The organism is Mycobacterium kyogaense, from assembly GCF_036946525.1.
Classification (GTDB): Bacteria; Actinomycetota; Actinomycetes; order Mycobacteriales; family Mycobacteriaceae; genus Mycobacterium; species Mycobacterium kyogaense_A.
On the sequence record NZ_JAQIIY010000015.1, the window covers coordinates 26,985 to 45,185 of the forward strand.

Annotated in this window: 16 protein-coding genes and 1 pseudogene; 3 read left to right on the forward strand and 14 right to left on the reverse strand. The window is 67.3% G+C overall.

The features are described 5' to 3' along the window. Positions 1-15: 15 nt before the first annotated feature. The 5 genes from PGN37_RS13170 to PGN37_RS13190 form a co-directional block, all read right to left on the reverse strand. Complete coding sequence (locus PGN37_RS13170) at positions 16-1,134, reverse strand: ABC transporter substrate-binding protein (protein ID WP_335331476.1); 1,119 nt, start codon at positions 1,132-1,134, stop codon at positions 16-18. Positions 1,135-1,175: 41 nt separating this feature from the next. Beyond that, positions 1,176-1,763, reverse strand: coding sequence for a cupin domain-containing protein (locus PGN37_RS13175; protein ID WP_335331477.1), 588 nt, complete (start codon positions 1,761-1,763; stop codon positions 1,176-1,178). A 160-nt stretch (positions 1,764-1,923) separates the two neighbouring features. Next, positions 1,924-3,063 carry an FAD-dependent oxidoreductase gene (locus tag PGN37_RS13180; RefSeq protein ID WP_335331478.1) on the reverse strand — a complete coding sequence of 380 codons (1,140 nt, stop codon included), beginning with the start codon at positions 3,061-3,063 and terminating at the stop codon, positions 1,924-1,926. Positions 3,064-3,132: 69 nt separating this feature from the next. Next, on the reverse strand, positions 3,133-3,888 hold the full coding sequence (locus PGN37_RS13185; protein ID WP_335331479.1) for a YebC/PmpR family DNA-binding transcriptional regulator: 756 nt from the start codon (positions 3,886-3,888) through the stop codon (positions 3,133-3,135). 59 nt (positions 3,889-3,947) lie between these two features. Beyond that, positions 3,948-4,538: a TetR/AcrR family transcriptional regulator gene (locus tag PGN37_RS13190; RefSeq protein WP_335331480.1), complete on the reverse strand. Its 591-nt coding sequence runs from the start codon at positions 4,536-4,538 to the stop codon at positions 3,948-3,950. A 62-nt stretch (positions 4,539-4,600) separates the two neighbouring features. Between PGN37_RS13190 and PGN37_RS13195 the strand changes: the two genes are divergently transcribed. From PGN37_RS13195 to PGN37_RS13205, 3 genes are all read left to right on the forward strand, one after another. Then, positions 4,601-6,352 (forward strand): CocE/NonD family hydrolase, encoded by a 1,752-nt coding sequence (locus tag PGN37_RS13195; protein WP_335331481.1) that lies wholly within the window; start codon positions 4,601-4,603, stop codon positions 6,350-6,352. Between the two features lie 11 nt (positions 6,353-6,363). Further along, positions 6,364-7,575: an acyl-CoA dehydrogenase family protein gene (locus PGN37_RS13200; protein ID WP_335331482.1), complete on the forward strand. Its 1,212-nt coding sequence runs from the start codon at positions 6,364-6,366 to the stop codon at positions 7,573-7,575. Positions 7,576-7,637: 62 nt separating this feature from the next. Continuing rightward, positions 7,638-9,299 (forward strand): purine-cytosine permease family protein, encoded by a 1,662-nt coding sequence (locus tag PGN37_RS13205; RefSeq protein ID WP_335331483.1) that lies wholly within the window; start codon positions 7,638-7,640, stop codon positions 9,297-9,299. A gap of 48 nt (positions 9,300-9,347) precedes the next feature. Here PGN37_RS13205 and pdxT read toward each other — a convergent pair whose 3' ends face one another. From pdxT to thrS, 9 genes and pseudogenes are all read right to left on the reverse strand, one after another. Next, complete coding sequence (pdxT, locus tag PGN37_RS13210) at positions 9,348-9,935, reverse strand: pyridoxal 5'-phosphate synthase glutaminase subunit PdxT (RefSeq protein WP_335331484.1); 588 nt, start codon at positions 9,933-9,935, stop codon at positions 9,348-9,350. After that, the gene (gene tesB, locus PGN37_RS13215) at positions 9,932-10,780 is read right to left on the reverse strand and encodes an acyl-CoA thioesterase II (protein WP_335331485.1); all 849 of its coding nucleotides are present in this window, start codon (positions 10,778-10,780) and stop codon (positions 9,932-9,934) included. Before tesB ends, pdxT begins: the two co-directional genes overlap by 4 nt. 44 nt (positions 10,781-10,824) lie before the next feature. Continuing rightward, a complete protein-coding gene (gene pdxS, locus PGN37_RS13220; RefSeq protein ID WP_335331618.1) occupies positions 10,825-11,733 on the reverse strand; it encodes a pyridoxal 5'-phosphate synthase lyase subunit PdxS in 909 nt (302 codons plus the stop codon). Between the two features lie 71 nt (positions 11,734-11,804). Continuing rightward, positions 11,805-12,830 (reverse strand): NUDIX hydrolase, encoded by a 1,026-nt coding sequence (locus tag PGN37_RS13225; protein ID WP_335331620.1) that lies wholly within the window; start codon positions 12,828-12,830, stop codon positions 11,805-11,807. 19 nt (positions 12,831-12,849) lie between these two features. Further along, the gene (locus tag PGN37_RS13230; RefSeq protein WP_335331486.1) at positions 12,850-13,980 is read right to left on the reverse strand and encodes a glycosyltransferase family 4 protein; all 1,131 of its coding nucleotides are present in this window, start codon (positions 13,978-13,980) and stop codon (positions 12,850-12,852) included. After that, the gene (locus tag PGN37_RS13235) at positions 13,980-14,888 is read right to left on the reverse strand and encodes a phosphatidylinositol mannoside acyltransferase (RefSeq protein WP_335331487.1); all 909 of its coding nucleotides are present in this window, start codon (positions 14,886-14,888) and stop codon (positions 13,980-13,982) included. The genes PGN37_RS13230 and PGN37_RS13235 overlap by 1 nt, the downstream gene beginning before the upstream one ends. Next, entirely contained in the window at positions 14,885-15,556 is a 672-nt protein-coding gene (gene pgsA, locus PGN37_RS13240; RefSeq protein ID WP_335331488.1) for a phosphatidylinositol phosphate synthase, read from the reverse strand. The genes PGN37_RS13235 and pgsA overlap by 4 nt, the downstream gene beginning before the upstream one ends. Then, positions 15,553-16,104: an HIT family protein gene (locus PGN37_RS13245; protein ID WP_335331489.1), complete on the reverse strand. Its 552-nt coding sequence runs from the start codon at positions 16,102-16,104 to the stop codon at positions 15,553-15,555. The genes pgsA and PGN37_RS13245 overlap by 4 nt, the downstream gene beginning before the upstream one ends. Before the next feature lies 1 nt (position 16,105). Then, positions 16,106-18,177: pseudogene (gene thrS / locus PGN37_RS13250) on the reverse strand (threonine--tRNA ligase). Positions 18,178-18,201: the final 24 nt, after the last annotated feature.

Below are 18,201 nucleotides of genomic sequence, written 5' to 3' on the forward strand. Positions count from 1 at the left end.
CTCGCTCGACAATCCTTATTTGGCAAGCCAATCCGAGTACGCGCTGTTCATCGCATCATTGTTCTTCGACCACCAGGCGACATCGAGCGGGAAGCGATCCTTCGCCCGCTCCGGGGTGGTGGTGAGGTAACTCTTGGCCAGCTCGTCGAGCTGCGGTTTCGCGTCGACGTTGATCGGGCTGTAGGACGTCAGCTCCGACAGCTTGGCCTGCTGCTCTGCGCCCAGGTAGTAGTTGATCAGCGCCATCGACGCTTTGGGGTTCTTCGCTCCCTTGGGCACCGTGATCGTGTCGGCCTCCGGCATCCACTGATTCCACATCGGCACGAACGGCGCACCGTTCTTCACGGCCGAGTACGCACGACCACTCCACACCAACGCCATGTCGACCTGGCCGGCCTCGATGAGCTGCTGCGAGTGGGCCCCGCTGTTCCAGAACACGATGTCGGGACGGATCGACGCCATCTTCGCAAGGGCCCGCGGCGCGTCCAGCGGATACATCTTCTCGGGTGCGACGCCGTCGGCGAGCAGAGCGCCCTCGAGGACGCCCATGTCCAGTTCACCCGCGATGCCCTCGATGGCCCGCTTCCCGGGGAACTTGGTCGTGTCGTAGAAATCGGCCCACGACTTGGGTGGGTTGGCGCCGTACTTGTCCTTGTTGTAGACGACGATCAAGCCGTAGCCCATCGCGGGCACCGAGCACTCGTCGGTCTTGGCGCCGGGCGGGATCTTGCTGACGTCGACGATGCTGGTGTCGATCGGCATGAACAGGTCGCCACAGTGCTGGGCGGTGGTGACGTTGGTCGAGTCGACGACGTCCCATGTCACGTTTCCGGACTCGACCTGGGTCTTGATCTTGGCGGTCTCGGTGGGCCCGTCCTGCAGCACCCGTGCGCCCGACTCCTTGGCGAAGGGGTCGATCGCCGCCTGCGTCTGGCCGTCCTGGAAGATGCCGCCGTACGACACGAAGGTGAGTGTCACGCCTTTGAGCGCGTCCTTCTTCACCACGCCGGCCTGAGGCGGACCGCTACCCAGGTCGACGTCCGCGCCGGGTCCCGGTCCGCCCGAACACGCGGTGAGCAGCACACCGGTGGCCAGCACTGCGGGCAGGCGCTTGACGAAAGTTGTTGAGGCCATGCGGATCTCCTTCTGTCGGCGACGTCGTTGTCGCAGGGCGTTCAGTTGGTTGGCGGACTGACGATCCACAGCACTTCGGCCGGGGCGTCACTGTGGTTGTGCAGGGTGTGCGGAGTCGAGGTGCGGTATTCGGCGCTGTCACCGGTGTGCAGCACGTAGGTTCTGCCGTCGAGCTCCAGAGTCGGGCTGCCGGCGATGACGATGAGGATCTCTTGTGCATCACCGTGGACGTACGCCTCGCCCGCACTGGCCCCGGCAGCCATCTCGCCGGCGTACAACTCGAGGTTGCGCAGCGGCTTCTGCGAGAGCAGGTACTTGGCGCTCAAGTCGGAGACCTCGATCACGGGCCGATCGGCCTTGCGCAGGATGCGCAGTTCGCCGACCTCTTCGTCGGTGAACAAGTCCGGAAGCGTGACGCCGAGTTCCTCGGACAGCCGGCGCAACGTGCCCACGCTGGCATTGACCTGGCCCCGTTCGACCTGACTGAGAAAGCCGGCCGAGATCCGGGCGCGGTCAGCCAGGTCGCGCAGCGTCAGCTGTCGCGCCAGCCGGAACTGGCGGATACGGCCGCCGACTGCGGCATCCGGCGCATCAGCCTGTGTCAGGCCGGGATCAGCGGGTGAGTTCACGAGACAAAAGTTCCGTTTCCCGTCATAGAACGCAACAATGCGTGTCAGCGAACAAGTTGTTCGTATTGACGGTCAACCTTAGGAAGCCAACGCGCAAATCGCAAGACGTAGATCACACTCGCAGGTCAGGTGTGACGTGGAGCACGTGGCTGGCCGGAAGTCAGTGCCGGCCGAGTGCGTGGGGTCCTTGACGTAGGGGCATTCCGCCGGCGAAGCGGGCCGACGAGAAGGCGGCGACATCGTCGTCGGGCGTGCGCCCCTCGGCGAGGTCGGCCAGCACCTCACCCATCAACGCCGAGTATTTGAACCCCTCACCGGAATCGCCGCAGGCGATGACGACTCCCCCGTCCAGCCTGTCGACCACGAACCGCCCGTCCGGCGAATCGGTCCACGAGCAGACCTGGGCGTCCAGCACGGTCGGTGTCACCGCGCCGATGTCCACGGCGACACGTTGCCGGATGGTCTCGGTCCGGCCCGGGTCCGGGGTCCGGTCGTCGTCACTGTCGACGTAGTCGCGCAACGGGCGGTCCAGACCGACCTTGTAACCGACGCCCGGAGTCGGCATCGCATAGATGCCCGGACGCTCGTGGGAGGGACCGTCGAAGAGGCACGGTAAGTCGTCGGCAGCATCCGGCCGCTCGCGCTCGCCGAAGTGCACCACCTGCTCGAGGTAGGGGTGCAGAACGAGATCGATGCCGAGTCCACCGAGGAGGGCACCGGCACCGGGACCGGGTGCGACGACGACCGCGTCGGCCTCCAGCACCGTCCCGTCGTCGAGCACGACCCGCGCATCCGGCTCCACCGACGCCACCGATCGCGTCAAAAATGTTGACTCATTACCTTTTTCGAAGAGTTGACGCTGCGCCCTGAGCGACTCGGCCGCCAGGACCACCCCCGCTTCGGGTTGCCACACCGCCGATCGGCCGTCGCTGCGCAGCGCCGGAAAGAAGCGCGCCACCTCGGCCGCCGCCACAAGGGTGTGTTCGACGTCGAGTGCCTGCATCGTGGCGGTCAGCGCGGGCAGTGAGACATCGTCGCGCCACAGGAGTCCGCGCTCGAGGAAGACCGCCACACCGGAACGGGCCGCGAGCCTGCGCATGGCCTCGACACCGCGGACCGCGAGCCGGACGCGCGCCGGCTCGGGATCGGCGAGCCGCCACAGACGAGTGGGTCCCACCGACGAGGAGAGCCGGTTCGCCACCCCGTGCCGGTCGACCAACGTGACCCGATGGCCGCGCCTGGACAGCTCGGCCGCGGCCGGGAGACCCCAGGCGCCGGCACCCACGACGACGCACTTCATCCGCGAACCTCTCCGACGATGCCCAACCGTCCAGACGGTACGGTCACGGGCGATCGCCGGCGCGGTCGGTCACTCCTCGTCGAGCGCGGCCGCGACGTCGTCGGGGATGTCGACGTTGGTGTAGACGTCCTGCACGTCGTCGCTGTCCTCGAGTGCGTCGACGAGCTTGAGCACCTTGCGGGCACCCTCGAGGTCGACCGGGACGCTCACCGACGGCTGGAACGTGGCCTCGGCAGACTCGTAGTCGATGCCCGCGTCCTGCAGCGCCGTCCGCACGGCGACGAGATCGGTGGGCTCGGAGATGATCTCGAAGCTGTCACCGAGGTCGTTGACGTCTTCTGCGCCCGCGTCGAGCACTGCGGCCAACACGTCGTCCTCGGTCAGCGCGTTCTTCTCGAGCGAGACCACACCCTTGCGGGTGAACAGGTAGGACACCGATCCCGGGTCGGCCATGTTGCCGCCGTTGCGGGTCATCGCGACGCGCACCTCGCCGGCGGCCCGGTTGCGGTTGTCGGTCAGGCACTCGACCAGCACGGCGACACCGTTGGGGCCGTAGCCCTCGTAGGTGATGGTCTGCCAGTCAGCACCGCCGGCTTCTTCACCCGCGCCGCGCTTGCGGGCGCGCTCGATGTTGTCGTTGGGTACCGAGTTCTTCTTGGCCTTCTGGATGGCGTCGTAGAGGGTGGGGTTGCCGGCCGGATCGCCGCCGCCGGTCCGCGCCGCGACCTCGATGTTCTTGATCAGCTTGGCGAAGTTCTTGCCGCGACGCGCATCGATCACGGCCTTCTTGTGCTTTGTGGTGGCCCACTTGGAATGGCCGCTCATCTGCTCGCTACCTCTTTCACCGACTACGTCGAAGTCCGATTGGTCAGTCTACGTGCCCGTCACACCAGGTCGTGCTCGATGTAGCGCTGCAGCGTCGGTGCAACCGCGGCGACCAGCGCGCCGTCGGCCATCGACGCCACCGGTTCGATGCGCCACACGTAGCGGACCATCGCCAGACCCATGAGCTGCGAGGAGATGAGGCCACTGCGCCTCAGCCGGTCGGCGTCGTCGGCGCCGAGCCGCGACACCCCCAACAGGCTGCTCTCCACCACGCGGCGCAACTTCTCGCGCGTGGTCGCCTCATGGGCTGCCGTCTGCAGGATCGCCCGCAGTACGGGGCCGATCTCGTCGTCGGCCCACGCGTCGAGCATCAGGCGGACCAGCGCCTCCCCCAGCCGGTCGACCGGCGTCGCCCACGTCGCGGCCACACTTTCCAGCCAGCGCTGCGGCGGATCGGTCGCGGCGTCCAACAGCGCGTCCTTGGATCCGAAGTAGTGGTACACCAGCGCCGGATCCACGCCCGCGGCCCGCGCAACCGCACGCACCGTCGTGCCGGCATATCCCTTGTCGGCGAACGCTTCCCGTGCGGCCGACAGGATGCGGGCGGCCAGCACGCCGCGTTCGTCGCGCGGGCCCGGGACGGTCGACACGCGGGAATCATATCCGGAAGTTTCTCGTTGCGTTGAGACTAGTTTCACCATACCGTGAAACTATGACCGAACGGCGGCTCAACGGACCGCAGGACACCGGGCATGACTATCGCAACCTGAGCCGGCCGCGATTCGCCATCGAGCACCTGATCAACCAGCGGGTCACCATGCGGGACGGCGTCGACCTGATCGCCGATGTGCACCTCCCCCAAGAGGACGGACGCTTCCCCGCCCTGGTCGCCGCGTCGCCGTACCCGCGACAGATGCAGGATCTCGGCGCGCCGGCCGGCTTCATCGAGGCGGGCGCCACGGACTTCTGGGTGCCCCGCGGCTACGTCCACGTCATCGCCAACGTGCGCGGCACGGGCGGTTCAGGCGGGGTGTTCGGTTTCATGGACGCCCAGGAGCGGCGCGACATGTACGACCTGGTCGAGTGGGCCGCCGCGCAACCCTGGTGCGACGGCAACGTCGGCATGATCGGCATCAGTTACTTCGCGATGACCCAACTCGAGGCCGCCGTCGAGCGGCCGCCGCATCTGCGGGCGATCTTCCCCGTCGCGGCAACGGCCGACCTCTACGAGGCGGCGTCCCACCACGGCCTCACCAGTTCGTCGTTCATCACGCCGTTCCTGGCGATGATGGGGCTGACATCGGCGCGCAGCGATGCGTTCTGGCGGCGCAACCCGGTGCTGGCCGTGGCCCGCCGCGCCCTGAACCTCCCGCAGGTGCACGCGAAGTTCGCGACGATGAACGGCGAGGCCGCCGTCACGATGATGCGCCAACTGCTCAAGCTCCCCCACCAACCACACCCCTGGGACGACCTGTGGCTCGACACGATGGTCAAACACCCCCTGCGGGACGACTGGTGGCAGGAGCGCAACCTGCTGCCACTGATGAGCGACATCGACATCCCCGTCTATCTCGGTTGCGACTGGGAGAACGTGCCGCTGCACCTACCCTCGACGTTCACGTCGTGGAAAGCGTTGCAGCACAACCCGAATGTCAGGATGGCCATGCTGGGCCGGTACGGCCTGACCTGGCCGTGGGAAAGTCTGCACACCGAGGCGCTGGCCTGGTACGACCACTGGCTCAAAGGCGCTGACACCGGCATCATGGACGGCCCCGCCGTGCGCTACGTCGTGCCGGGCGCCGACGGGTGGCACGCCAGCGACACCTGGCCCCCGGCCGCCCGACGGCAAGAATGGGCGCTGCGCGCCGACGGTGTGCTGTCCGAGGACGAGGGCGAACCCGGCTCCAGGGAGTACCTGACGCTCGGCGCCGGCCTCAACCGCGCTGCCGCGAGTCCGATCGACCCGCCGGCGATCCTGACGTGGACCTCGGACCCCCTCTCCGCGCCGCTCGACGTCGTCGGTCACATCGAGCTGCGACTGCACGCCTCGGCGACCGCGGCCGACACGGCCTGGCTGGCCACACTGAGAGACGTCGCACCCGACGGAGAGATCACCGAGGTGACCGCCGGATGGTTGCGCGCCAGTCTGCGCACCGTCGACGAGACGCAGAGCGGTGACGGAGCGCCCGTGTTGCCCTGCGATCACGCGGTGGCAGTGCCCGTCGGGGTCGTCATCGCTTACCGGATTCCGTTGGTGGCCAACGCCCGACGATTCGCGGCGGGCCACCGCCTCGAGCTGGTCCTCACCAGCGACGATCAGGACCCCCAAGCCCCGGCGATCATGAACTTCCGGCACGCCAGCGTCGGCACCAGCAGCCTCAACACCGTTCACTCCGCATCTCGGCTGCTCATCCCCGTGTTAGCTGGGACACAGCCTCTGGTCGATGATCTTACTCCGGAGTAAGGTTCTGTTGCATGACGTTCTCGCTGGAGTTGTCCTCGGACCTGCTCGACGTGCAGAAGTGGGTCCACGAGTTTGCCAATGACGTCGTCCGCCCCGCTGCATCGGAGTGGGACGAGCGCGAGCAAACCCCGTGGCCGATCATCCAGGAGGCCGCCAAGGTGGGCCTCTATTCCGTGGAATTCTTCGCCGAGCAGGCCGCCGAGCCGAGCGGACTCGGCATGATCGTCGCGTTCGAGGAATTGTTCTGGGGTGACGCCGGTATCGCGCTGTCCATCCTCGGCACCGGACTGGCCGCGGCGTCCGTCGCCGCGAACGGAACCCCCGACCAGGTCGGCGAATGGGTGCCGCAGATGTTCGGCTCCGTCGACGATCCGAAGGTCGCGGCGTTCTGCTCGTCCGAGCCCAACGCCGGCTCCGACGTCGGCTCGATCCTGACCCGCGCCCGCTACGACGAGGCCACCGACGAGTGGGTGCTCAACGGCACCAAGACATGGGCCACCAACGGCGGCATCGCCAATGTGCACGTCGTCGTCGCCTCGGTCCACCCGGAACTCGGCACCAGGGGCCAGGCGTCGTTCATCATCCCGCCCGGCACCAAGGGGCTGAGCCAGGGCCAGAAGTTCCTCAAGCACGGCATCCGCGCCTCGCACACCGCCGAAGTGGTGCTCGACGACGTCCGCATCCCCGGCCGGCTGATCGTGGGCGGCAAGGAGAAGTTCGACGCCCGCATCGCCAAGGTCCGCGACGGCAAGAAGGCCGCGGGCCAAGCAGCGATGGCGACCTTCGAACGCACCCGCCCGACCGTCGGGGCCATGGCCGTCGGCGTGGCACGTGCGGCCTACGAATACGCCCGCGACTACGCCACCGAGCGCGAGCAGTTCGGCCGCAAGATCGGCGAATTCCAAGCTGTGGCCTTCAAATTGGCCGACATGAAGGCCCGCATCGACGCCGCGCGTCTGCTGGTCTACCGCGCCGGCTGGATGGCCCGCAACGGCAAGGCCTTCGAGTCCGCCGAAGGCTCGATGGCCAAGCTGGTGGCCAGCGAAACCGCCGTCTATGTCACCGACGAGGCGATCCAGATCCTGGGTGGCAACGGCTACACCCGCGAATACCCGGTGGAGCGGATGCACCGCGACGCCAAGATCTTCACGATCTTCGAGGGCACCAGCGAGATCCAGCGTCTGGTGATGGCACGCGCGATCACCGGGCTGCCCATACGCTGAGTCACAGGAAGCGCTAACACGGGCGAAACGTCGCCGAAACAGCGCAGTCCTAGCTTTGCCGAATGACTCAGGAAATCGGCGATGAGGTGCGCGCCGGCGCACCAGATGCCGACCTCGACCGTCTGACAGCCACCAAGGAAACACTCGAGGACTACACGCTGCGCTTCGCTCCCCGCAGCTACCGCAAGTGGTCCACGGGTGTCGTCGGCATCTCCGCCCTCGGCGGTATCGCCTACCTGGCCGACTTCGCGATCGGCGCCAACATCGGCATCTCCTACGGGACGACGAACGCGCTGTGGGGCATCCTCATCTTCGCCGTCGTGATCTTCCTGACGGGCTTTCCGCTCGCGTACTACGCCGCGCGCTACAACATGGATCTCGACCTGATCACCCGCGGAAGCGGATTCGGCTACTACGGCTCCGTCGTCACCAACGTCATCATGGCGACGTTCACGTTCATCTTCTTCGCCCTCGAAGGCTCGATCATGGCCCAGGGCCTCGAACTCGGCCTGGGCATACCGCTGTGGCTCGGGTACGCGGCATCGACGTTGATCATCTTCCCGCTCGTCATCTACGGCATGAAAGTGCTGTCCACACTTCAGGTGTGGACGACGCCGCTCTGGCTCGTCCTGATGGTCGCACCGTTCGTCTACCTCGTGGTCAGCCATCCCGAGTCGGTCGGCCAGTTCTTCGCCTATCAGGGCGAAGAAGGCAAGGGCGGCTTCGACCTCGGCTACACGCTGCTGGCCGCGGGCGTCTGCCTGTCCCTGATCGCGCAGATCGCCGAGCAGATCGACTACCTGCGCTTCATGCCGCCGAAAACACCGGAGAACAAGCGCAGTTGGTGGACGTGGATGATCCTCGCCGGCCCGGGCTGGGTCTTCTTCGGCGCGATCAAACAGATCGTGGGGTTGTTCCTCGCGGTCTATCTGATCGCGAACGTCGCCGGCAGCGCCGGCGTGGCCAACCAGCCCGTGCACCAGTTCCTGGAGATCTACGAGAACTTCCTGCCCGGCTGGCTGGCGATGACCCTGGCCGTCGTGCTGGTCGTGATCAGCCAGATCAAGATCAACGTGACGAACGCCTACTCCGGCTCGCTGGCGTGGACCAACTCGTTCACCCGCGTCACCAAGCGCTATCCCGGTCGGCTCGTGTTCCTCGGCTTCAACCTGCTGATCGCGCTGATCCTGATGGAAGCCAACATGTTCGACTTCCTCAACACCATCCTCGGGTTCTACGCCAACTGCGGTATGGCGTGGGTCGTCGTGGTGGCGTCGGACATCGTCATCAATAAGTACCTGCTGAAGATCTCCCCGCAGGCGCCGGAGTTCCGCAGAGGCATGCTGTACGCGATCAACCCGGTCGGCTTCGGATCGATGCTGATCGCCGCGGGCGTCTCGATCCTGGCGTTCTTCGGCGTTCTGGGCGAAGCGATCCGGCCCTACTCACCGTTGGTGGCGATCGGTCTCGCGCTCGTGCTGCCCCCGATCTTGGCGGTGGCCACCAAGGGCAAGTACTACCTACGCCGCACCGAGGACGGTATCGACCTCCCCATGTACGACGAGCTCGGCAACCCGTCCGGCGAGCACCTCAAATGCCATGTGTGCCATCACGATTTCGAGCGGCCCGACATGGCGAAGTGCCAGACGCACGACGCGTTCGTCTGTTCGCTGTGCCTGTCGACCGACAAGGTTGCCGACCACGTGCTGCCGGCTCAGGCGTGATTTCGGCGTGGTTGTCGTCGCTGAGCGACGACAACCACGCCGAAATCGCTAGGAGAAAGAGTCGACGAAGAGTTTGTGGACGCGTCGGTCGCCGGTGACCTCCGGGTGGAACGCCGTCGCGAGTGTCCGGCCCTGCCGCACCGCGACCGGGTGGCCCGCCGCGGTGGCGAGTACCTCCACCCCGTCACCGACCCGCTCCACCCACGGCGCCCGGATGAACACCGCGTGCACCGTGCCGTCCAGGCCCTGGAACGCGATGTCCTCTTCGAACGAATCGACCTGGCGACCGAAGGCGTTGCGCCGCACGGTGATATCGATGCCGTGCAACGGCAGCGCCTCACGTCCGGGCACCCCCGCGTCGGCGATCTCGGCAGCCAGCAGGATCATGCCGGCGCACGATCCATAGGCCGGCATGCCTTCACACAGCCGGGCCCGCAGCGGCTCGAGCAGGTCGAATTCGCGCAACAGGTGGCTCATCGCCGTCGACTCCCCGCCGGGAATCACCAGACCGTCGACCCGCGCCAACTCGTCAGCCCGGCGCACCGTGGAGGCATCGGCGCCGGCTTCGCGCAGCGCCGCGAGGTGTTCGCGGGTGTCCCCCTGCAGCGCCAGCACCCCGACCCGGGGCCCGCTCACGTGCTCGACGGGGTGAAGTTACGCGGGTAGCGGGTCAGGCCCTCCTGCATGACCGCGGCCACCATCTCGCCGTACTGGTTGAAGATCTTGCCCTGGGTGAGCGAACGCCCGCCGCACGCCGACGGCGAGGACTGGTCGTAGAGCAGCCATTCGTCGGCGCGGAACGGGCGCATGAACCACATCGCGTGGTCGAGCGAGGCGACCTGCAGATGCTGGCGCTCGTCGGGATAGTTCACCTGCGCCGAGCCCAGCAGCGTGAGGTCGCTCATGTAGGCGAGCGCGCAGATGTGCAGCACCGGATCGTCGGGCAGCGGATCCCGATGCTGGAACCACACTTGCTGCTGAGATGCCTTGTTGGGCAACAAGTTCAGCTGATCACGCGGGACGATCCGCACGTCCCATTCGTCGAACTGGCGGAAGCTGGCGTCATCGAACACCCTGCTGGCCGACTTGAAGTCGGGGATGTTGTCGGGCGGCGGAGCGGTCGGCATCGCATCCTGGTGCTCGATGCCGCTCTGGTCGGTCTGGAACGAGGCCGACATCGAGAAGATCGTCTCGCCGTGCTGGATCGCGGCGACCCGTCGCGTGACGAACGAGCCGCCGTCACGCAGCCGCTCCACGGTGTACACCGTGGGCGATCGGGCGTCGCCCGCACGCAGGAAGTAGCCGTGCAGCGAGTGCACCTGGAACTTCGGGTCGACGGTGCGGACCGCCGAGACCAGCGATTGGCCGGCGACGTGGCCGCCGAAGGTGCGCTGCAGGAAGCCCGATTCGGGGCTGAACACACCGCCGCGGTAGATGTTGACCTCGATCTGCTCCAGGTCGAGGATTTCTTCGATCGCCACAGCTAGTGCCGTCCGCTCTTCGCGCAAGCGCTCATCGCGTGTTCCTACCAGCCTCGCTCGGCGAGCCGGTGGGGCACCGGGATGTCGTCGACGTTGATGCCGACCATCGCCTCACCCAGCCCACGCGACACCTTGGCCAGTACGTCGGGGTCGTCGTAGAAGGTGGTGGCCTTGACGATCGCGGCGCCGCGCTCTTCGGGATTGCCGGACTTGAAGATGCCCGACCCGACGAACACGCCCTCGGCACCGAGCTGCATCATCATCGCCGCATCGGCCGGGGTCGCGATGCCGCCGGCGGTGAAAAGCGTCACCGGCAGCTTGCCCGCCCGCGCCACCTCGACCACCAGATCGTAGGGCGCCTGCAATTCCTTTGCCGCGACATACAATTCGTCCTCCGACAGCGACGTCAACCGACGGATCTCGCCGCCGATCTTGCGCATGTGCGTGGTCGCGTTGGATACGTCGCCGGTGCCGGCCTCACCCTTGGAACGAATCATCGCCGCGCCCTCGGTGATCCGCCGCAGCGCCTCGCCCAGATTGGTGGCACCGCACACGAACGGCACGGTGAACTTCCACTTGTCGATGTGGTTGGCGTAGTCGGCCGGAGTCAGCACCTCCGACTCGTCGACATAGTCGACACCGAGGCTCTGCAGGATCTGCGCCTCGACGAAATGTCCGATGCGGGCCTTGGCCATCACCGGGATGGTGACCGCGGAGATGATGCCCTCGATCATGTCGGGATCGCTCATCCGCGACACCCCGCCCTGGGCGCGGATGTCGGCCGGGACGCGCTCGAGCGCCATCACCGCGACGGCGCCGGCACCCTCGGCGATGCGGGCCTGCTCAGGGGTGACGACGTCCATGATCACGCCACCCTTGAGCATCTCCGCCATGCCCCGCTTCACCCGCGCGGTTCCGCGGGCCGGACTGCCGTTGCTCTGGGCGCCTTCGATTTCCACTGTCAACTCCTTCAATCGCTGCCGATTCAGTGTAAATGCGGCGGCAAACCAATTCGATCCGCAGCTCAGCGGATGAGGCGCACCGGCTGCCGGTCGTCGAACTCAGGCCGGTCGGCCAGCGCTTGCGCCTCGTCGAGCAGGTCGGCGAGCTGACGCGGATAGACCGCCTCACCACCGGCAACCAGTTCGCGGATGATTGTCGCATCGCACCACCGGTGGCCATGGATGTAGGTCTGTTCCAGACCCGACCGGCCGCCATCGGCCGGCTCGAAGCGTGCGGTGCGATGGACGAAGTACATCTCCTCGCTGCGCATCACCGCTCCGTTGAATTCGATCGTCGCGTCACGCCGCCATGCCGGTCCGATCAGGTCCCCGGGGTTCACCCGCAGGCCTGTTTCCTCCTCGAGTTCCCGGGCGGCCGTCTGCGCCAGCGACTCCCCCGCCTGCACCGCGCCGCCGATGGTGAACCACCAACGCGGCACGGGCTGGGCCTCGCTCTGCGGGTCCGATCCGCACAGCAGCAGCACGGCGCCGTCGTCGTCGAGCAGCAGCACCCTGGCCGACCTGCGCGCCGTCGGCGGGGCAGCCTCACGCGTCGACACTTCTCCGCCCTCGGAGATCTCGAAATACCCGGGCATCGCCGCGGTGCCACCCAGCCGCAGCGCACGGACCGCGGGGCGTTCCCGCAGCGCCAGCGTGTCGCGGACCGCGTCGTTGTGGAACCGCCGGGCCAACAGCACCCGCGCTTCGGCGTCGGCGAGTTCGGCCACCAGGGGGCGCGGCAACGAGGCGGGATCGACGCGGGCCAACGCTGCCGAGAGCTCGTTCTCGGCGGCCTCGCGGGCAGACCGGGGAGCCCGTTCGGCAGCGTCGGCCAGGGCGGCCAGTTTCTTGCCGTCCGGACCGACGCCATACGCGTCGACGGCGACCGCGCGGGCCACCACGGCTCGGCGGGCCAGCGCGCCGTCGAGCGCCTGCCAAGACAGGTCGTACCGCACGTGCAGGCGGTCGAGGCGGTGGGCGGTCTGATAGGCCCACAGCGCGATCAGCGCGACCGCGGCGACCAACAGCGCGATCACCACCGCGGTCATCCACGGAATCACGGTCGACTCACCCTGCGACCCGCACCTTCACGCCGGAGCCGGCCACCGTCTCGTAGACCCGCATGATCTGCAGTGCCACCACCGACCAGTCGTAGCGCTGCACGAGCTCGGTGGCGCATTCGATGTAGCGGGCCCGACGTGCGTCGTCGGCCAGCACCTCGATCAGACCGGCAGCCAGCTCGGCGGAGTCGTCCACGGCCACCAGCCGGCCGCCGCGGCCGTCGTCGAGCACCCGGCGGAACGCATCGAGGTCACTGGCCACCACCGCGGTGCCTGCGGCCATCGCCTCGACCAGCACGATGCCGAAACTCTCGCCACCGGTGTTGGGCGCGCAGTACACGTCGGCGCTGCGCATCGCCGCGGCCTTCTGCTTGTCGTCGACCTGGCCGAGGAACCGCAGGTGCCCGGCCAGAGGGCCTGCTGTCTCACGCAGCTCCGCCTCGTCACCGCGCCCCACCACGAGCACCTCGATGTCAGGGAAGCGGCGCACGACGGCGGGCAGCGCGCCCATCAGCACCGACATGCCCTTGCGCGGCTCGTCGAAGCGACCGAGGAACAGGATCGAGCGACCCGGGCGCGGGTAGCCCTCGAGCATCGGCGCGGTGGCGAACGACGCGACGTCGACGCCGTTGGGAATCTCGACCGCGTCGCTGCCCAGCGCCTCCATCTGCCACCGGCGGGCCAGGTCCGAGACCGCGATGCGCCCCACGATCTTCTCGTGCATCGGCCGCAGGATCGGCTCGAACACCGACAACGTCAGCGACTTCGTCGTCGACGTGTGGAAGGTCGCCACGATCGGACCCTCGGCGATGTTGAGGGCCAGCATGGACAGGCTGGGCGCGTTGGGCTCATGCAGGTGCAACACGTCGAAATCGCCCTGCTGCAGCCATTTCTTCACCTTGCGGTGCGTCGCCGGTCCGAAACGCAGCCGCGCCACCGACCCGTTGTACGGAATCGGGATGGCCTTGCCGCCGGAGACCACGTAGTCGGGCAGCGACGTCTCGGCGTCGGGCGAGGCGGGCGCGAGCACGCTGACCTCATGGCCCGCCGCGTGCATGACCTCCGCAAGCTGCAGGATGTGGGACTGCACGCCGCCGGGGACGTCGAAGCTGTACGGGCAGACCATCCCGATGCGCATCAGGGCGCCTCCAGCCTCGCCCTGCGCTCTTCGGAGAGGTCGGCCAGCCATTGCGGTTGCATCATGTGCCAGTCGGCGGGATAGGTGGCGATGTTGTCGGCGAACCGGTCGGCCAGCGCCTGGGTGATGACGGTGACATCGCCCGACGAGGTGTCGATCTCGGGGTAGATCTTGGTGCCCCACCCGTCGCCGTCGAACCAGCAGTGCGCCGGGAACAGCGCGGCTCCGGTGGTGATTGCGAGTTTCGCCGGTCCGGCGGGCAGGCGCGTGGGTTCACCGAAGAAGTCCACCTCCACGCCGCGCCGGCTGAGGTCGCGATCGGACATCAGGCACACGATCCCGTTGTCGGTCAACCAGTCCGACAGCACGTCGAACGGTGGCCGTTCCCCACCCGAGGACGGAATCACCGTGAATCCCAGGCTTTCCCGGTAGGCGAGGAAGCGGTTGTACAGCGATTCCGGTTTCAGACGTTCGGCGACGGTGGCGAACGTTCCGAAGTTCTGCGCCAGCCACACCCCGGCCATGTCCCAATTGCCGCTGTGCGGCAACGCGAGAATGGCTCCGCGACCCCTCTCCTTCAGCGCATCGAACGCCATGCCGATGTCGAGGACGTCCAACTGGCGCCCCAACTCGTCGTGGTCCATCGACGGCAGCCGGAACGCCTCTCGCCAATACCGGGCGTAGGACGCCAGCGAGGCGTGCATCAGCTCGTCGGGCACGTCGCGTGGTGCGGTGCCGATGACCCGCGCGAGGTTCTTTCGCAGCTGATCGGGTCCGCCGCCACGGGCGGCGTACCGGGCGCCTGCGCCGAAAGCGTTGCGAGCCACGATCTCTGGCGCTGCGCGCACCAGCCGCCAGCCCGCGGCGTAGCCCCAGTCGCTGAGGTGGTCCCCGTACGGAATCATCATGGTTCGGGGGTCTCGGGCTTCTCGGCCGTGTCGGCCTGGGTGAGGGGATCCATCGCGCCCGGCGAGACGCGCACGCTGTGTAGCCGCTGTCCAACAGTGAGCACACTGGTCACCGCCAGCACCCACATGGCCACTGGCAGCAGCCAGTGCAGCGGCAGGAACGGCAGCCCGGACAGCCCGGCTCCGGCGAGGACGATCACGAGCCGCTCGGGACGCTCGATGAGCCCGCCGTCGCCGGTGAGGCCGCTCGCCTCCGCCCTGGCCTTGATGTACGAGATCACCTGGGAAGACACCAGACAGATCATGGTGGCGACCGCGAGTCCGGTGCTCTGCAACCCGAACGCCGCCCACCAGAGCAATCCGCAGAAGATCGCGCCGTCGCTGATGCGGTCACAGGTCGCGTCGAGCACCGCGCCGAAGCGCCTGCCACCGCCGCTCTCCCGGGCCATCGCCCCGTCGAGCATGTCGGCGAGCACGAACACGAACACCGTGAACGCGCCCCACCAGAGCTGACCCATCGGAAAGAGCGTCAACGCGCCGAGCACCGATCCGGCCGTGCCGAGGATGGTGACGCTGTCGGGGGTGAGCCCCAGGCGCAGCGCACCTTTGGCCGCGGGCCGCGACAGCTTGGCATACGCCGCCCGGGTCATCAGGTAGAAATCGCTCACGGCTGGCGGTCCCACTCGCCGGCCAGCAGCTGACGGGTGTCGCGCAGCAGCTGCGGGATGACCTTCGAATCCCCGATGACCGTGATGAAGTTCGCGTCACCGCCCCAGCGGGGCACCACATGCATGTGCAGGTGCTCCGACAGCGAGCCACCCGCCGACGTGCCGAGGTTGAGCCCGACGTTGAACCCGTGAGGCCGCGACACCGCCTTCATCACGCGAATCGCCTTCTGCGTGAACGCCATCAGCTCGGCGCTTTCGTCGACGGTCAGGTTTTCCAGTTCCGCGACCCGCCGATAGGGCACCACCATCAGGTGTCCGGGGTTGTACGGGTAGAGGTTAAGCACCGCGTAGACCAGCTCGCCGCGCGCGACCACCAGGCCGTCCTCGTCGGACATGTTGGGGATGTCGGTGAACGGCTCGGACGACGCCGCCGACCCTCCCGGCTTCACGGCGTCGACGATGTAGTTCATCCGGTGGGGCGTCCACAACCGCTGCAAACGGTCGGGTTCACCTACCCCGCGGTCTACGATCGTGTCGTCCGAGTCCACGTCACCCCTCGCCTGCCTGCGCGTCGACGGTTACGAGTTCTGCTGTCGGAGCGCTGTTCTCGCGTCGCCTCACCCAGTCGACGATGGTCTGGACAGCCGCCTCGCGTCCGACACCGTTGATCTGCGTGCGGTCGCCGAACCGGAAGCTCACCGCGCCGGCCTCCACGTCACGATCACCCGCGAGCAGCATGAAAGGCACTCGCTGATTGGTGTGGTTGACGATCTTCTTGGCCATCCGGTCGTCGCTGGTGTCGACCTCGGCGCGGATCCCGTGCTTCTTCAGGTCGGCAGCCACGTCGAGCAGGTAGTCGACATGACCGTCGGCGACGGGAATCCCCACCACCTGCACCGGCGCCAGCCACGCCGGGAAGGCGCCGGCGAAATGCTCGGTGAGGATGCCGAAGAACCGCTCGATCGAGCCGAACAAAGCCCGGTGGATCAACACCGGCCGCTTGCGGGTGCCGTCGGCGGCGGTGTACTCGAGTTCGAACCGATCCGGCATGTTGAAGTCGAGCTGAATGGTCGACATCTGCCAGCTCCGGCCGAGCGCATCGCGCACCTGCACCGAGATCTTGGGCCCGTAGAACGCGGCGCCACCGGGGTCCGGAACCAGTTGCAGGCCCGAGGATTCCGCCACCTCGCGCAGCGTCTCGGTGGCCTCTTCCCAAATCTCGTCGGAGCCGACGAACTTCTCCGGGTCCTTGGTGGACAGCTCGAGGTAGAAGTCGTCGAGGCCGTAGTCGGCGAGCAGATCCAGCACGAACTGCAGCAGCCGGGCCAGCTCGTCGCGCATCTCTTCACGGGTGCAGTAGATGTGCGCGTCGTCCTGCGTCATCCCCCGAACCCGGGTAAGCCCGTGGATCACGCCGGACTTCTCGTAGCGGTAGACACTCCCGAATTCGAAGAGCCGCAACGGAAGTTCCCGGTAGGACCGTCCCCGCGCCCGATAGATCAGGTGGTGCATCGGGCAGTTCATCGGTTTGAGGTAGTAGTTCTGCCCCGGCTTGCGGACCGAGCCGTCCTCGTTGAACTCCGCGTCGATGTGCATCGGCGGGAACATGCCGTCGGCGTACCACTCCAGGTGACCGGAGGTGATGTAGAGCTGTTCCTTGGTGATGTGCGGGGTGTTGACGAATTCGTAGCCGGCCTCGATGTGCTTGCGCCGCGAGTACTCCTCCAGTTCGCGCCGCACGATGCCACCCTTGGGATGGAAAACCGGTAGGCCGGAACCCAATTCGTCGGGGAAGCTGAACAGGTCCAGCTCGACGCCGAGCTTGCGGTGGTCGCGCCGCTGCGCCTCTTCGATCAGCTCCAGGTGCCGGTCGAGCGCCTCCTGCGACTCCCACGCGGTGCCGTAGACGCGCTGCAGGCTGGCGTTGGCCTGATCGCCGCGCCAGTACGCCGCCGAGCTACGAGTCAGCTTGAACGCTGGGATGTAGCGGGTGGTGGGAATGTGCGGGCCGCGGCACAGGTCGCCCCAGACCCGCTCGCGGGTGCGGGGATTGAGGTTGTCGTAGGCGGTCAGCTCGTCGCCTCCGACCTCCATGACCTCGGGGTCGTCGGCGCCGGACTTGTCGTCGATCAGCTCGAGTTTGTACGGCTCGCCGGCCAGCTCGGCGCGGGCCTGGTCCTTGGACTCGTAGACGCGGCGCTCGAAGAGCTGACCGTCTTTGACGATCTTGCGCATCTTCTTCTCGAGCGCATCGAGGTCTTCGGGGGTGTGAACGGTTCGGCCACGTCGAAGTCGTAGTAGAAGCCATCGGTGATCGGCGGACCGATGCCCAGCTTGGCGTCGGGGAACATGTCCTGGACCGCTTGCGCCAGCACGTGCGCTGCCGAATGCCGGATGACGCTGCGCCCGTCCTCGGTGTCGGCCGCCACCGGGACGACGTCGACGTCCGTGTCAGGAATCCAGGACAGGTCACGCAGGCGCCCGTCGGCGTCGCGGACCACGACGATGGCGTCGGGCGCACCCCGGGACGGCAGCCCGGCCTCACGCACCGCCGCAGCGGCGGTCGTCCCGGCAGCGACCCGGATCGGGGCGGCTGGTGCGGGGCGAGCGGGCGCGGTCATGAGGGGTTCTCCCAACGTTGGTGC

What these genes read in the sequence shown, in the direction of transcription:
- PGN37_RS13170 (WP_335331476.1), bottom strand. Translation starts at nt 1,134, where the DNA reads ATGGCCTCAACAACTTTCGTCAAGCGCCTGCCCGCAGTGCTGGCCACC.
- PGN37_RS13205 (WP_335331483.1), top strand. Translation starts at nt 7,638, where the DNA reads ATGACTCAGGAAATCGGCGATGAGGTGCGCGCCGGCGCACCAGATGCC.
- PGN37_RS13195 (WP_335331481.1), top strand. Translation starts at nt 4,601, where the DNA reads ATGACCGAACGGCGGCTCAACGGACCGCAGGACACCGGGCATGACTAT.
- PGN37_RS13230 (WP_335331486.1), bottom strand. Translation starts at nt 13,980, where the DNA reads ATGCGCATCGGGATGGTCTGCCCGTACAGCTTCGACGTCCCCGGCGGC.
- PGN37_RS13235 (WP_335331487.1), bottom strand. Translation starts at nt 14,888, where the DNA reads ATGATGATTCCGTACGGGGACCACCTCAGCGACTGGGGCTACGCCGCG.
- PGN37_RS13185 (WP_335331479.1), bottom strand. Translation starts at nt 3,888, where the DNA reads ATGAGCGGCCATTCCAAGTGGGCCACCACAAAGCACAAGAAGGCCGTG.
- PGN37_RS13200 (WP_335331482.1), top strand. Translation starts at nt 6,364, where the DNA reads ATGACGTTCTCGCTGGAGTTGTCCTCGGACCTGCTCGACGTGCAGAAG.
- PGN37_RS13225 (WP_335331620.1), bottom strand. Translation starts at nt 12,830, where the DNA reads ATGACCGCGGTGGTGATCGCGCTGTTGGTCGCCGCGGTCGCGCTGATC.
- PGN37_RS13180 (WP_335331478.1), bottom strand. Translation starts at nt 3,063, where the DNA reads ATGAAGTGCGTCGTCGTGGGTGCCGGCGCCTGGGGTCTCCCGGCCGCG.